Source organism: Streptomyces sp. RPT161 (assembly GCF_027533845.1).
GTDB classification, from domain to species: Bacteria; Actinomycetota; Actinomycetes; order Streptomycetales; family Streptomycetaceae; genus Streptantibioticus_A; species Streptantibioticus_A silvisoli_A.
The window spans coordinates 82,959-96,987 of sequence record NZ_JAPZVN010000022.1 but is presented as its reverse complement, the minus strand read 5'-3'; the positions used below and the strand labels follow the sequence as shown (position 1 = coordinate 96,987).

Annotated in this window: 13 protein-coding genes, 1 pseudogene and 1 riboswitch; of the genes and pseudogenes, 8 read left to right on the top strand and 6 right to left on the bottom strand. The window is 71.2% G+C overall.

Annotation, left to right across the window (positions count from 1 at the left end; translation table 11 throughout):
- The first annotated feature begins 288 nt into the window (after positions 1–288).
- The 6 genes from O5O46_RS29715 to O5O46_RS29690 all read left to right on the top strand — a co-directional run bounded on the left by O5O46_RS29715 (position 289) and on the right by O5O46_RS29690 (position 7,359).
- Entirely contained in the window at positions 289–1,680 is a 1,392-nt protein-coding gene (locus O5O46_RS29715; protein ID WP_269858710.1) for an MFS transporter, read from the top strand.
- A 619-nt stretch (positions 1,681–2,299) separates the two neighbouring features.
- A complete protein-coding gene (gene lhgO / locus O5O46_RS29710; protein ID WP_269858709.1) occupies positions 2,300–3,508 on the top strand; it encodes an L-2-hydroxyglutarate oxidase in 1,209 nt (402 codons plus the stop codon).
- 92 nt (positions 3,509–3,600) lie between these two features.
- Complete coding sequence (gene trmB / locus O5O46_RS29705; protein ID WP_443072657.1) at positions 3,601–4,389, top strand: tRNA (guanosine(46)-N7)-methyltransferase TrmB; 789 nt, start codon at positions 3,601–3,603, stop codon at positions 4,387–4,389.
- A gap of 95 nt (positions 4,390–4,484) precedes the next feature.
- On the top strand, positions 4,485–5,933 hold the full coding sequence (locus O5O46_RS29700; RefSeq protein ID WP_443072656.1) for a PrsW family glutamic-type intramembrane protease: 1,449 nt from the start codon (positions 4,485–4,487) through the stop codon (positions 5,931–5,933).
- A 338-nt stretch (positions 5,934–6,271) separates the two neighbouring features.
- A complete protein-coding gene (locus O5O46_RS29695) occupies positions 6,272–6,964 on the top strand; it encodes a hypothetical protein (protein WP_269858708.1) in 693 nt (230 codons plus the stop codon).
- A 92-nt stretch (positions 6,965–7,056) separates the two neighbouring features.
- Positions 7,057–7,359 carry a hypothetical protein gene (locus O5O46_RS29690; RefSeq protein WP_269858707.1) on the top strand — a complete coding sequence of 101 codons (303 nt, stop codon included), beginning with the start codon at positions 7,057–7,059 and terminating at the stop codon, positions 7,357–7,359.
- 156 nt (positions 7,360–7,515) lie between these two features.
- Here the strand turns inward: O5O46_RS29690 and O5O46_RS29685 are convergent, their stop codons facing one another.
- Positions 7,516–8,457 (bottom strand): M23 family metallopeptidase, encoded by a 942-nt coding sequence (locus O5O46_RS29685; RefSeq protein ID WP_269858706.1) that lies wholly within the window; start codon positions 8,455–8,457, stop codon positions 7,516–7,518.
- 12 nt (positions 8,458–8,469) lie between these two features.
- Positions 8,470–8,614: riboswitch (cyclic di-AMP (ydaO/yuaA leader) on the bottom strand.
- A 233-nt stretch (positions 8,615–8,847) separates the two neighbouring features.
- On the opposite strand from O5O46_RS29685, the gene O5O46_RS29680 reads away from it, so the two are divergent.
- A complete protein-coding gene (locus O5O46_RS29680) occupies positions 8,848–9,924 on the top strand; it encodes an alpha/beta hydrolase (protein ID WP_269858705.1) in 1,077 nt (358 codons plus the stop codon).
- On the opposite strand, the gene O5O46_RS29675 is transcribed toward O5O46_RS29680, so the two are convergent.
- Positions 9,878–11,284, bottom strand: a complete 1,407-nt coding sequence (locus O5O46_RS29675; protein ID WP_269858719.1) for an FtsW/RodA/SpoVE family cell cycle protein — start codon at positions 11,282–11,284, stop codon at positions 9,878–9,880. The genes O5O46_RS29680 and O5O46_RS29675 overlap by 47 nt on opposite strands.
- 212 nt (positions 11,285–11,496) lie before the next feature.
- Positions 11,497–11,706, bottom strand: coding sequence for a hypothetical protein (locus tag O5O46_RS29670; RefSeq protein ID WP_269858704.1), 210 nt, complete (start codon positions 11,704–11,706; stop codon positions 11,497–11,499).
- A 51-nt stretch (positions 11,707–11,757) separates the two neighbouring features.
- On the opposite strand from O5O46_RS29670, the gene O5O46_RS29665 reads away from it, so the two are divergent.
- On the top strand, positions 11,758–13,068 hold the full coding sequence (locus O5O46_RS29665) for an alpha/beta hydrolase (protein ID WP_269858703.1): 1,311 nt from the start codon (positions 11,758–11,760) through the stop codon (positions 13,066–13,068).
- A gap of 110 nt (positions 13,069–13,178) precedes the next feature.
- Here the strand turns inward: O5O46_RS29665 and O5O46_RS29660 are convergent, their stop codons facing one another.
- The 3 genes and pseudogenes from O5O46_RS29660 to O5O46_RS35700 form a co-directional block, all read right to left on the bottom strand.
- Positions 13,179–13,304, bottom strand: coding sequence for a hypothetical protein (locus tag O5O46_RS29660; RefSeq protein WP_269858723.1), 126 nt, complete (start codon positions 13,302–13,304; stop codon positions 13,179–13,181).
- 232 nt (positions 13,305–13,536) lie between these two features.
- Positions 13,537–13,629, bottom strand: a pseudogene (locus tag O5O46_RS29655) (short-chain dehydrogenase); the annotation flags it as partial.
- Positions 13,605–13,973: a hypothetical protein gene (locus O5O46_RS35700; protein ID WP_443072659.1), complete on the bottom strand. Its 369-nt coding sequence runs from the start codon at positions 13,971–13,973 to the stop codon at positions 13,605–13,607. The pseudogene O5O46_RS29655 and the gene O5O46_RS35700, both read right to left, overlap by 25 nt.
- Between the last annotated feature and the right edge of the window lie 56 nt (positions 13,974–14,029).

Here is a 14,029-nt window from a genome sequence, read left to right as displayed (position 1 = left end):
CGCGATCACCGCGGCCCGCACAGAGCGCACGGACGGGCGCACAGCCACACACTCCGGGAGCACGTACACCAGTGCGGCGCAGGAATCTCGCCATCCGGGACAACTCCTCTTAACGGTCGGGATCCGGCGAACTACGCTGGGTGTACCCGAGGAGCGGGCGTCCCGGTGGCTCGGGTCTCGGCCCATGCCCTGCGACGGGCGTCGGCGGTCGCAGGACCCCGGCGGCCAGCGGGGGAAGCGGTCCGCGGCCCGCGACGCAGGGGGCGGCGAGCGGGACGAGGAGTGCGCATGACGAGGGAACACCGCGGGCCCAACGAGAAGCTCGGCACCATGCTCGCCTTGGCCGGGATCAGTAACGCGGGGCTCGCGCGCAGGGTCAACGACCTCGGAGCGCAACGGGGGTTGACGCTTCGCTACGACAAGACCTCGGTCGCCCGCTGGGTGGCCAAGGGGATGGTGCCGCAGGGCGCGGCGCCTCATCTGATCGCCGCGGCGATCGGCAGCAAGCTCGGCCGCCCGGTGCCGTTGCACGAGATCGGCCTCGCGGACGCGGATCCGGCGCCCGAGGTGGGGCTCGCCTTCCCGCGCGATGTCAGCGAGGCGGTGAAGTCGGCGACCGACCTGTGGCGCCTCGACCTCGCGGGCCGCCGTGACTTCCTGACCGGCTCCTTCGCGGTGACCGCGTACGCGACCCCGGCGTCCCGCTGGCTCATCACTCCCGCGGATGGTTCGGTGGCACGCGAGTTGACGGAGTCCGGAGTGCCGAGGGTCGGCCACGCGGACGTCCGCAAACTGCGTGAGGCGGCCGACGACGCCCGCCGCTGGGACTCCAAGTACGGGGGTGGTGACTGGCGTTCCGGCATGGTGCCGGAGTGCCTGCGGGTGGAGGCGGCGCCGCTGCTGCTCGGTTCCTACAGCGACGACGTCGGGCGCTCGTTGTTCGGCGCGACCGCCGAACTGACCCGGCTCGCCGGGTGGATGGCGTTCGACACCGGCCAGCAGGAGGCCGCGCAGCGCTACTACATCCAGGCGCTGCGGCTGGCACGCGCGGCGGCCGATGTGCCGCTCGGCGGCTATGTGTTGGCGTCCATGAGCCTGCAGGCCATCTACCGCGGCTTCGCCGACGAGGGCGTGGACCTGGCGCAGGCCGCACTTGAGCGCAACAGGGGGCTGGCGACCGCCCGCACGATGAGCTTCTTCCATCTGATCGAGGCCCGCGCCCATGCGAAGGCGGGCGACCCGCAGGCGTGCGGGACGGCGCTGTCGGCCGCCGAGGGCTGGCTGGAGCGGGCCCGCGACGGCGACCCGGATCCGGCGTGGCTCGGCTTCTACTCGTACGACCGGCTGGCCGCCGACGCCGCCGAGTGCTACAGCGATCTGGGGGTGCCACGCCAGGTGCGGCGCTTCACCGAGACCGCGCTGTCCCGCCCGACCGAGGACTTCGTCCGCTCCCACGGTCTGCGCCTGGTGGTCTCCGCGGTGGCGGAACTGGAGTCCGGCAACCTGGACGCGGCCTGCGCCGCGGGCGCCCGCGCGGTGGAGGTCGCGGGCCGCATCTCCTCCGCCCGCACCACGGAGTACGTCCGCGACCTACTGCACCGCCTGGAGCCCTACGGCGACGAACCCCGAGTAGCCGAACTACGCGAACGCGCCCGCCCGCTGCTCGCCGCCCCGGCGTAGCCCGCGGGGGCCTGGCGGCCAGCCAACATGGACGGCGGCCCCAAGTCGGCTAATACCGTGGGCAGTTCACTGTCCGGCGAGCACGGAGGCGCACGAAGCCACGCAGCGGTGGCGCGGACCGCTGCGCGGACAGCGCCAGAGCACGCGGGCGCGCCTGGGGCACGACCCGCTAACAGGCACAACACGCGGAGCCCCACGGGGGCGCGGGCGCGCACGGCCACCGGGGCACAGGGGCGGAGCCCCGCCGGAGCGGGGCGGGGCCGAAGCCGCGCCGGACCGAGGCAGGGCCGAAACCTCGCCGGACCGGGGCAGGGCCTCGCCGGTGGTCCGGGGCGAAGCCCCCAGCACCGGTCGCAGCGGCTCTCCCCCGCCCAGACACAGGTCGGCACCCCCACCGGGACACAGGGGCGGAGACCATGCGGGGTCCGGGGCGGAGCCCCGCCGGGTCCGGGGCGAAGCCCGTGCCAGGTCCGGGGCGGAGCCCCGTGCGGGTGGGAGGGTGGGAAAGAACCGTACGGGCGGGTGGCCGGGAAAGAAGGGGGCCGTTGTCAGTGCCCCGGTCCATGATGGAACCCGCACCACACCCAGCGGACGGCCCGAGGGAAACGGAGGTGACGCGATGGCGACCGCAGACGCCGTGCTGGTGATCGGCGCCGGCATCATCGGCCTGTCCACCGCGTACGCGATCACCCGCGCCGCCCCCGGCACCCGGGTCACCGTACTGGAGAAGGAGCTCCACCCGGCCCAGCACCAGACCGGCCGCAACAGCGGCGTGATCCACAGTGGGATCTACTACCGCCCGGGATCCCTCAAGGCCCGCTACGCCGTGCAGGGCGCGGCGGAAATGGTCAAGTTCTGCGCCGAGCACGACATCCCGCACGAGGTCACCGGAAAGCTGATCGTCGCCACCGAGCGCGAGGAACTGCCGCGCCTGCACAGCCTGGTGCAGCGCGGCAGGGAGAACGGCATCCCGGTGCGCGAACTCGTCCCGTCCCAGATAGCGGATCACGAACCGCATGTCCGCGGCATCGCGGCCATCCATGTCGGCACCACCGGCGTCTGCGACTTCCGGGCGGTGACCGAGACGCTGGCCCGTCTCGCCCAGGACGCGGGCGCGGACCTGCGCTACGGCCGCCAGGTGCGGGCGATCACCCAGCGCGGCAACGAGGTGGTCGTGTCGACCGCCGACGAGGAGTTCCGCGCCAAGGTGCTGGTGAACTGCGCGGGCCTGCACTGCGACCGCGTCGCACGCCTCGCGGGTCTCCGCCCAGCGATGCGGATCGTCCCCTTCCGAGGCGAGTTCTACGAGCTCGCGCCGTCCGCCGCGGACCTGGTGCGCGGACTGGTCTACCCGGTGCCGGACCCCGCCTTCCCCTTCCTCGGCGTGCACCTCACCCGAGGTGTGGACGGCGCCGTCCACATCGGCCCCAACGCGGTACCCGCGCTCGCCCGCGAGGGCTACGGCTGGCGTACGGTCAGCCCGCGCGACCTCGTGCAGACCGCCGCCTTCCCCGGCACCTGGCGGATAGCCCGCCGCCACTGGCGGTACGAGGTCGACGAGATCCGCCGCTCGCTGTCCAAGCACGCGTTCACCCGTGCCGTCCAGCGCCTGCTGCCCGATGTGCGCCCGGAGGACCTGATACCGGCCGCCTCGGGCGTCCGCGCCCAGGCGGTGCTGCGCGACGGCACCCTGGCCGACGACTTCCTCTTCGCGGGGAGCGGCCCTTACGTCCACGTACTGAACGCGCCATCCCCCGCGGCGACCGCGTCCCTGCCCATCGGCCGGGAGGTGGCCCGGCGGGCCCTGGCAGCGCTGACCGCCGCGTAGCCGTCGCGCCCATAAGGTCGGCCCGGGGATCTCCACCCCCGGATCCCGGCGCCCCGGGCCTTCTCCACCGCCCCCGTAGAATTGGGGGCACTGTGTCTGAGTCCCGCACCCCCACGTCCACCGTCGAAGCCGAGAACACCCGCGCGGCCCGCGAGGGCAAGCCGCCGATGTTCCCGAACGGCCCGGCGGCCCGTCCGCATCCCGACGCGCACCACGAGCAGCGGATCCGCACGTTCCACCCGCGCCGCGGCCGGGTGACCGCCGCGCAGGGCGACGCGATCAACCGGCTGTGGCCGCAGTGGGGTCTGGACATCGACGGCACCCCGCTCGACCTCACGGCACTCTTCGGAAGCGCCGACCTCCCGGTCATCGTGGAGATCGGCTTCGGCATGGGCGACGCGACGGCGCAGATGGCCGCCGCCGACCCGGCCACCGGAATCCTCGCCGTGGACGTCCACACCCCCGGCCAGGGCAACCTCCTCTGTCTCGCGGAGCGAAACGGCCTGTCCAACATCCGGGTGGCCAACGGCGACGCGGTCATCCTGCTCCGTGACATGCTGCCGCCCGGCTCGCTCGCGGGCCTGCGGGTCTTCTTCCCTGACCCCTGGCCCAAGGCCCGCCACCACAAGCGGCGGATGATCCAGCCCGAGTTCGTCTCACTGGCCGTCTCCCGGCTCGCCCCCGGCGCCCTCTTCCACTGCGCCACCGACTGGGAGCCGTACGCGGAGCAGATGCTGGAGGTGCTCAGCGCCGAACCGGAGCTGCGCAACGCGTACGACGGCTACGCGCCCCGTCCGGACTCCAGGCCGATGACCAAGTTCGAGGGGCAGGGTCTGGCGAAGGGCCATGTCGTGCACGACCTGGTCTTCACCCGCCGCTGAGCCCCACGGTCCGCACCGCCCCCACCCCGCCCACCTGCGAACGGCAGCCCGACGCGGCGTCGCGTACACCGCCCCTTCGGCCTTAGGCTCGACAGGTGTACTCGCACCCGCATTCGCCCGGTCCCTCCGGATCCCAGCACACCGGGCCCAACGGGTACGGGCCCACCGGCCCGACCTACCCGGCCCCGGGTACGAACGGAACGAACCCCACCCCGGTGACCGGCGCCGTCCCCGCCCAGCAGGGCGCGCACCCGGTCCCGTCGTACGAGCAGCAACCGCAGTTCGCGCTGCCCAAGCGCTGGCGCTACAAGCCGCGCCGCGCGTTCTGGGAGAGCAAGGCGCTGCGCGCCGGAGCGCTGATCGCCCTGCTGGCACTGTGCGGCCTGATCATTTTGGCGATAGTGCGCCAACAGACGGGCACCGAAGGCTTCCTGGTCGGCGTGGCGCTGGCCGTCCTGCCCGTCCCACTGCTCGTCGGAACGTTTCTGTGGATCGACCGCGTGGAACCGCAGCCCTGGCGGAACCTGGTCTTCTGCTTCGCCTGGGGCGCGTGCGCGGCGACCCTCGTGGCGCTGCTCGCCAACAGCTACGCGACACATCTGCTGGCGACGACGTTCACATCGAACCCCGGCGAGAGCGACACCTGGGGCGGTACCTTCGTCGCACCGCTGGTCGAGGAGACCTGCAAGGGCACGGCGGTGCTGCTGATCTTCCTGTTCCGGCGCCGCGATGTGCAGGGCATCGTGGACGGCGTGGTGGTCGCCGGGATCACGGCGACCGGCTTCGCGTTCACCGAGAACATCCTCTACATCGGCAACGCCTTCGGCGAGGACCAGGTGCTGGGTTCGACCGGCCTGGGGTCCACGACCATCGCCACGTTCTTCATCCGCGTGATCATGTCCCCGTTCGCGCATCCCCTGTTCACCAGCATGACCGGCGTCGGCTTCGGCATAGCCGCGATGAGCCGGCGCGGCCAGGCCCGCCGCTGGTTGGCACCGCTCGGCGGCTGGGCGATAGCCATGCTGCTGCACGGCATATGGAACGGTTCGTCCTCGCTTGGCCAGTTCGGCTTCCTGCTGATCTACGCGGCCTTCATGGTCCCGGTCTTCACCCTGCTGGCCTGGCTCGCGGTGTGGTCGCGGGGCAACGAACTACGGACGATCCGCGCCCAGTTGCCGGTGTACGCGATGGCAGGCTGGCTCGCGCCGCTCGAACCGGTCGCCCTGTCGTCGATGAAGGCCCGCAAACTCGCCCGTGACCTGGCCCGCGGCTCCCGTGGCACGGCGGCAGCCCGCACGGTGCGCGAGTACCAGTCGTTCGCCACCTCGCTCGCGTTCCTGCGAGCCCGCGCCGCACGCGGGGACGCGGACCCGGACTTCACCGTCCGCGAGCAGGAGTTGCTGCACCACATGTGGCAACGCAAGGCCCTGGCACAGCCGGTCCTCGTCCAGGCCGCGTACTCGGTGCTCCCGCCGGTCCCGCCCGCCTGGCCGGGCCCGCAGGTTCCGCCCCCGTACTACGGCCCCTACGGCCCGCCCCGCTGACCTCGGCGCCGCGCGGCCACCCAACCCGGGCAACTCGGCCAGCCCGGCAAGCCGCACATCGGCACCACCCTCCGTCTCCCGCTCGACGAATCCCCACGGCCCACGCCGCAGCAGCCCCGCCCGGAGCCCGGCGCACTTGGCCGCGACGACATCGTTGACAGGCGCCGACCGCCTGGGGCGCCGGCAAGAAGCCGGGGATCCGGACCAGGGACGTCCCGATCGCCGAGGGGGATTGTCAGTGGCCCTCGGTAGGGTCATGCCCAGCGTCGAACTGGTGCTCCACGGGGGTGAGTTCACCAGTTCGGCACTTGAACGCGCACCATCACACGGGGGAGATCATGAAGACACGCACCGCAGCCGTGCTGCTGGCCGTGGTCGCGGCCGTGGTGGCCGTGACCACCGCTCCGACCGCGTCCGCGGCGCAGGTCTACTCGGGGCGGGGGTGGGCGATAGAGACCGGTTGGGGCATCCACTCCGTCGACCGCTCCGAGCCGTACACCTTCACCTTCACCTCGGCCGCCGCCCGGGAGCGGCTGACCCCGTACATCGCCCCGGTACTCGGCCAGTTGAGCAGCGCCACGGGGGCGAAGTTCGTCCTGAGCCGCACGGTGGAGGGCTTCACGGGGGGCTGCCCCACCAAGCACCACCTGGTGATGAGCCTCGACTACCGGCCGCTGAACGGGCAGCGGGGGATGAGCCGGGCGCTGCCCTGCTACGACACCGTCGACCACTCGGCGTTCGGCGGCATAGCAAGGATAGACAGCGAGTACTGGACCCCGGCCTGGAAGGATCCGGACTGGTGGAAGGCGAACGCCGTCGTCCATGAGATAGGGCACCTGGTGGGTTTGGACCACCCCAACGCCAAGGACGCCAAGGGCGCTGACATCCCGTTCAGGTGCGTCACCGACGCCCGGGGTTTCCGACCTCTGATGTGCAGCCCGAACGGCGGCTACAGCGGCAGCCGCGGCGGGCGGTTCACCGAATTCGACCTGGCGGGACTCAGGCAGCTCGGGCGCAACTGGACGGCGTGACCGGTACGCACCGGCCCACCGCACGGCGGCGTTTCGGACGGGGTTAGTCTCAGGAACCACACAGGAGTTCCTTGAAACGGGAGGTAACGCGGATGCCCAGGATTCCGGGTTCCGTGGCGGCGGCGGCCGGGCTGGTCGGCGGTTACGGCGTGGCGCGTTGGACCAAGAAGCGGCCGCTGGGCGGTGCCGCGATGGCAGTGGCCGGTGCCTTCGCCGCGCGGGACTGGAACGGCAAGGCCGGGCTGAAGACGGCCGCCACGCTGACCGGGCTGTACGCAGCCGCCGCCGCGGGCTCGCACCCGCTGGCGAAGAAGGTCGGCGCCTGGCCGGCGGTGTTCACCGCGGCGGGCACGGTCGCGGCGGCCGCATGGATAGCCGCCGACCGCAAGTACTGAGAAGTGGTGCGCCGACGGCCCTGGTGTCGGGGGATGGCACCGGGGCCGTCGGCGGTTCAGGGACGCGCGAGCGGCACGGCGTAAACGGCGGCATCGGTCGGGCATCGCCGACCGAACAGCGGTGAACGGGCGCTCAGTACGCGTTCTTGTTGAATGTTATACCGAAACCCCGTGGTCCCGCAGCCAGGGCAGCGGATCGACCGGACCGCCACCGCCCGGGCGGACCTCCAGGTGCAGATGCGGGCCGGTGACATTGCCGGTCGCGCCCACTCGGCCGATGACATCGCCGGTGGTTACCTTGCCGCCGGTCTTCACCATCGAGGACAGATGGCAGTACCACAGCTCGGTGCCGTCATCGAGGGTCAGCACGATGCGGTAGCCGTACGAGCCCGCCCACCCGGCGGAAGTGATCGTTCCGCTGTGGATGGCCATCACCGGAGTGCCGGTCGGTGCGGCGAAGTCCTGACCGGTGTGGGTGGACGACCACAGCGAACTCGACTCTCCGAAACCGGCGGTGGGCGTGTAGGACGTGACGGGTTTGCCGTAGCTGGTGGCGAGTTGGGCGGCCTGCTCCGCCTGCGCCTTGGCGGCGGCCTCCTCGGCCGCCTTGCGCCGCGCCTCCTCCTCGGCCTTCTTCTTCGCCGCCTCCTCGCGCACCCTCTGCGCCGCCGCCTCCTTGGCGGCGGCCTCCTCGGCGGCCTTGCGCTCCGTCTCGCGTACGGCGGTGTCGGCGGCGGTCCGTTGCGCCTGCGCCTGCGCCAGGATCCGGGTGAGCAGCGACTCGCCCGCGTCCAGCGGCGCCGCGGGGGCGGCGGCAGGAGGCTGCTCGGCGGTCGAACCGGCGACGGCGTGCACCACCTGCGGCAGCACGTCGGGAACCGAAACCGGAATCGAGACGGGGGACTTGCCCTGGGCGGCGGCCACCCCTCCCGCGCCGACCGCGGCTATCGCGGCGACGCCGAGAACCGTCGAACCACGCGACACGGAACGCTGCTTGGGGAGCCGGTGCCTACCCCCGTCACCGGCGGCCGGGTCAACCGGGGTGGCCGGGTCGGCCGAGGGAGCGGAATCCGCGAAGGCGGGCTGCTGCGACGCCACTGGTGGCGCACTCCTTTCCTTCCTTCACGCCTACCGGGTTAGCTGACGGGTTCGGAAGCAGGAAGGTCTCCTACCGGCCCTTGCGCAGGCCGGATTCACCCCAGAGGATGGGTCCCCGGTTCCCGCGCTTGAGCGCGGGATTCGGCGTTGCGTTATCGAACGTTAATAGACCCGAGGGCTTGTTTCCAACCCGTTCGGGGAAAGCGGTGCCAGCGCAAGGGAGTTGGCGCCGCCCGCGCCGGAAGCGCACCGGAAGCGCGCCAAGGGCCGCCAGCCGTAGGCACGCGGCCGCGGTAACGGCTCGGCGGTCGGGCGGTGAACAGTACGTCAACCACGTGAATCGGCAGAATCCGGCGGAACGCCAACCCCTCTCCACCCGTCTAGTACGTCGTGAGTCTCACCGGCACGTCGTTCTTCGCCGTCCTGATCGCAGCGACGGTACTGATGGTCCTGGCCACCCTGTTGCTGTGGTCCCGTATCCCCGGCCCGCGGCCGGTGCGCTGGCTGTCCCGGTTGGTCATGATCCTGCTCTGCCAGTTGACGGCCATCTCCGTGGTCGCGGCATGGATCAACACCAGCTACGGGCTCTACGCCTCCTGGGCGGACCTGTTGGGCACGAACAGCAACGCCAACGCCGCCGCGATGCCCGGACCGCCCGCCTCCAGAGCGAAGTTCAGCCGAAGCGGAACCGGAATCCTGGACACGTACTTCCACGGTGCGCACTCCAAGCTCTCCGGCCAGGTCATCGTTTGGACTCCACCCGAGTACGACGACCCCAAGAACCGGAACATGAGGTTCCCCGTGCTGATGCTGCTGCACGGGGTGCCCGGCTCACCGCAGTCCTGGCTGGAGCACGGCGGGATGCCCACCGCCTTCCAGCGGCTGGTGGACGCCAACAAGGCGCATCCGTTCATCCTGGCCATGCCGGTGGTCAACCCCGGCAGCGTCGACACCGACTGCACCGACATCCCGGGCCGCAAGGTGGCCACCTGGCTGTCGGCCGACGTACCGAGCCTGATCAGGGACAAGTTCCGCACCATCCCCGGTCCCAAGGGCTGGGGCGTGATGGGCTTCTCCACCGGCGGCTACTGCGCCGCCAAGCTTCCGCTGGAGTTCCCGAACGTGTTCGGCGCGGGCGCCGCGCTCGACCCCGACCGGCTGTCCGGCGACCCGTCGGTGCTGTCCGACCCCGAGCTGCGCCGTCTCAACAGCCCGACCGACATGGTCCGCCACTCCAAGGCAGACGTGGGGATCTTCCTGGCCACCTCGAAGCAGGACCGTTTCAGCCAACCGTTCTACATCGAGCAGTTCGTACGCGCCGCGCAGGGCAGCAAGGTCCGGGTGCAGACCGAGCTGCTCGCCACCGGCGGGCACAACTACGGGACGTGGACCAGCGAGTACCCGGCCGCGTTCGGCTGGCTCAGCCAGCAGCTCGCGGCACCACAGCAGTCAGCGCCTCGGAGGTAGTGGCAAGCGACGGCGTCGGGCTCAACGCCTCCTCGGAGATCCGGCCCGCCGCGTCGCTCAGCTTGATCAGTACCGCGACCATCAGCCAGTTGGCCAGCGCGGAGGAACCACCGGCGGCCAGGAACGGCAGCGCCTTACCGGTCAGCGGGATCAGCCCGGTGACACCGCCCGCCACCACGAACACCTGCAGGCCGAGCGCCGCCGACAGCCCGGCGGACAGCAGCTTGCCGAACGGGTCGGTGAGCACGACCGCGGTCCGCAGGCCGCGCTCCACCAGCAGCACGTAGAGCAGCAGGACGGCGGTGACGCCCGCCAGGCCCAGCTCCTCGCCGACCGTGCTGAGGATGAAGTCGCTCTGCCCGGCGAAGCCGATCAGCCAGGGGTGGCCCTGACCCAGGCCGGTACCGAGGATGCCGCCGCTGCCGAAGCTGAACAGCGCCTGCGCCGCCTGGTCGGAGACCAGGCCCGCCGGGCGCTGGGCGGGCGGCAGGAAGATGTCCATCGGGTGCAGCCAGGCCACCACACGCCCGACCACGTGGGACGAGGTCGAGCCGACGATTCCGGCGCCCGCCACCGCCATGAGCAGGCCGACGACCACCCATCCGGTGCGTTCGGTGGCCACATACAGCATGATCACGAACACGCCGAAGAAGATCAGCGAGGTGCCCAGGTCGTTCTCGAAGACCAGCACCAGCAGGCTGACCGCCCACACCGCGATGACCGGCCCGAGGTTGCGCCCGCGCGGCAGGCTGATCCCCCACACCTTGCGTCCGACCAGCGCCAGCGCGTCACGGTTGACGGTGAGGTACGCGGCGAAGAAGACGGCGATGGCCACCTTGACGAACTCGTCGGGCTCCAGGGTCGCGCCGGGCAGCTGGATCCAGCGCTTGGCGCCGTAGGTGTCGCTGGGCGAGAACACCGGCGCTATCAGCAGCACCAGGGCCACCGTCATCAGCACGTATGCGTAACGCTGCAGCACCCGGTGGTGTTTGAGGAAGATCATGACCCCGACGAACACCACCATCGAGATCGCCATCCACATGACCTGGTTCGGCGTCTTGGCGCTGAAGCTCTTGGGGAACTCCACCTTGTAGCTGATGTCCAGCCGGCCGATGAGCATCAGACCGGTGGAGGAGAGCATCACCGCGATCGGCAGGATCAGCGGGTCCGCGTACGGGGCGAAGCGGCGGACCGCGAAGTGCGCGCCCAGTGCCATCACGCCGAGCACGCCACCGACCATGTAGAGCTTGCCGGACACGGTGTCGTTCAGCGCCAGCGAGGCGCTGGCGTAGCCCAGCATGCCGAGCGCGATGGCGCCGACTATCAGCACCAGTTCGGTGTTCCTGCGCCGATTCACCATGGGTGAAGCCACGCGCCCTCCCTAGATCCTGCGGTCCCGATCCCAGCGATTCCAGGTGGGGATCAGCCGCATTGTTGCACGGTTACGCAAAGGTCCGTTCCGCCTGCCCGTACCGGGCACCGGCGGCCGTCCCCAGCTTCCCGTACCCGGAGTACCGGAAGCTACGGCGCGTCTCGCGTCACATCACGGTACGTCGCGCGCCGGACACGGGTTCAGTCGCCTGCCGCCCTCGTGGGCACCGGTGACTTCGCGCACACGACCGGCGCCCGGGACGGCCCGCGCGAACCCGACCGCAACTCCCGCTCCGCCCAGCCGCCCGCCCAACGGGCCTTGCCCGCCGGGCAGTTGACGGCGAGCGCCACGAGTCGGCCACCGACACGGCCGGGTTTCTTTTGTCGCAGCCGTGCCCCAAGATCGCTCACGGGTACGAAAATCGATCGGCGGCATAACCTGCGTGGTTACGCTTCCCCGCCATGAACGTCTCACTGCTCGACGGCTGGTTCCCCTGGACCGTCCAAATAGCGGCCGCGCTGGCCTGCCTCGCCGCCATCGGCTGGCGGGACCGGCGCTGGCGGCTGCGCCGGGCGCCAGCGGCCGTCGTCGCGTCCGCCGCGGTGACCGCAGTCCTGGCGGTGGTCGTGATCAGGACGGCCGGGATCACCGATCCACTGCCGTTCTCGCTGTGGATCTGGGCAGGGGTGGCGATCACCGCGCTGGTCGTCCTGGTGGTCGGCTGGCGCGGCGCCCGGTGGTGGCGGCTGCTGCTGGCACCGGTCGCCATCCTGCTGGCCGTCCTGTGCGGGGCCAACGCGCTCAACCTGTCGACGGGCTACTACCCGACGGTGGACGACGCGATCGGCGAGCTGACCGACAGCCCGCTGCCGCAGCAGATCACCCTGGCCCAACTGGGCACGGTGACCGGCAAGACCAAGACCGGCCGCATCGTGTCGGTGAACATACCCGGGAACAGCGGATTCCGGCCGCGCCAGGAGCTCGTCTACCTGCCGCCCGCGTGGTTCCGCAGCAAGGCCCGCCCCAAGCTGCCGGTGCTGGAGATGATCGGCGGCGAGTTCTCCGAGCCCGACAACTGGGTACGGGCCGGAAACGCCGTGGCGACCTCCGACGCATACGCCGAGAAGCACCACGGCTTCTCGCCGATACTGGTCTTCGCCGACCCGGCGGGCGGCTTCAAGGTGGACACCGAGTGCGTCAACGGCCCGCTGGGCATGGCCGAGGACCACCTGGTCAAGGACGTGCCCCGGTACATCGAGAAGACCTTCGGCAGCAGCACCAGCCCCGCCAAGTGGGGTGTGGCCGGCTGGTCGATGGGCGGCACCTGCGCGGTCGACATGACCGTCGAGCACCCTGACGTCTTCACGCACTTCGAGGACATCTCCGGGGACATCGGCCCCAACAGCGGCAACAAGCAGCAGACCATCAACAAGCTGTACGGCGGCAGCGCCGCGGCGTGGGACGCCCACGACCCGCTGACCGTGCTGGCCCACCACCGCAGGTACCGGCACATCTCCGGCTGGTTCGAGAGCGGCGACCAGGAGGGCAAGCACATCGTCCAGGCCCACAAGCTGTGCGCGGCGGCCGGCAGGGACGGCATCAGCTGCAAGGTGAACGTGGCTCCGGGCTTCCACGACTGGCAGTTCGGCTCCAGGGCGTTCGCCCAGGCCCTGCCCTGGCTCGCCCAGCAACTCGGCACCCCCGGCGCCAAGGAGCTCCCGAAGACGCACACCCCGAAGCTCCCGGCGGTCCTCGACCCCAAGCGCCCCTGAGCGACCCCGAAGGCCCCTGGTCAGCGGCGCCACGCCGGTGACCTGGGGTGGGCCGGCCGCTGGGCCGTCCGCTCACTCAGCGCTCACGCAAACGACCCGGTTGCCAACGCCTAACGGCTGCAGATGCGGGAGCGCTCGCGGCGTCGGGCAGCCAGGACGTCCGGTACTGGGGCGACGGCGTTGAGGCACTGGCTGTCGGTCATCCAGTGGTAGGTGTGCACAGCGTCGGCCTGCATCAGCGGGATGATGACGAAGCCACCACCGAACGAGTGAGGACACCGACAGCGAAGGCGAGTAGCGGGCGCAGACCCGCGGCATGTCCAAGGGGGCCTGCGCGCAATCTGGCACAGGGCTTCCTCGAACGGTGCGGTTCCCTCGGTGCGGGGGGCGCCCGGGGCTACGGCGTTGACGCGTACGCCTCGCGGCCCGTTCGGCCGCCCATGCCTTGGTGAGAAGGTTCAGTGCGGCCTTGCTCGCCCCGTACAGCGCCAGACCCGGCGGGCTGAAGGCGGCGTTCTGCGAGCTAACGTCCACGGTCACACCCTGCCCGCGTTCGGCCATCGTCGGTGCGAGCGCCACGACCAGTCTCCACGCAGCCGCCGCCGGCTGCCGTGGCCTGGTGCGCCAGCCGGCGCACGGTCGCGAGTCCCGCAGGTCGGCCGCGATGAAATCCGCCTCACCGCCTCGGGCGCGGATCGCGTCCACGACGGCGCGGCGGCGCTTCTCGTCCCGTCCGCTGACCAGGACGTGAGCGCCCTGTTCCGCCAGGGCCTTTGCGGTGGGCGCCGATGCCGCTGGTCGCGCGGGCAGGGGTTGTCACGGCGGGCTGCGGCGAGCAGTTCGGCGCCCAGGACCTGGGCGTCGCGCAGTGCGGTGTCAGCGCCGATGCCCAGTGCCGGGCTCATGGCGTGGACGGCGTCACCCACGAGCGTCACAGTCGTCGGCTGCCACGCTTCGGGGG

Coding starts and splice junctions, on each gene's coding strand:
- O5O46_RS29715 (WP_269858710.1), top strand. CDS start 289: ATGACGAGGGAACACCGCGGGCCCAACGAGAAGCTCGGCACCATGCTC.
- lhgO (WP_269858709.1), top strand. CDS start 2,300: ATGGCGACCGCAGACGCCGTGCTGGTGATCGGCGCCGGCATCATCGGC.
- O5O46_RS29695 (WP_269858708.1), top strand. CDS start 6,272: ATGAAGACACGCACCGCAGCCGTGCTGCTGGCCGTGGTCGCGGCCGTG.
- O5O46_RS29690 (WP_269858707.1), top strand. CDS start 7,057: ATGCCCAGGATTCCGGGTTCCGTGGCGGCGGCGGCCGGGCTGGTCGGC.
- O5O46_RS29675 (WP_269858719.1), bottom strand. CDS start 11,284: ATGGTGAATCGGCGCAGGAACACCGAACTGGTGCTGATAGTCGGCGCC.
- O5O46_RS29665 (WP_269858703.1), top strand. CDS start 11,758: ATGAACGTCTCACTGCTCGACGGCTGGTTCCCCTGGACCGTCCAAATA.
- O5O46_RS29660 (WP_269858723.1), bottom strand. CDS start 13,304: ATGCAGGCCGACGCTGTGCACACCTACCACTGGATGACCGACAGCCAG.
- O5O46_RS35700 (WP_443072659.1), bottom strand. CDS start 13,973: ATGAGCCCGGCACTGGGCATCGGCGCTGACACCGCACTGCGCGACGCC.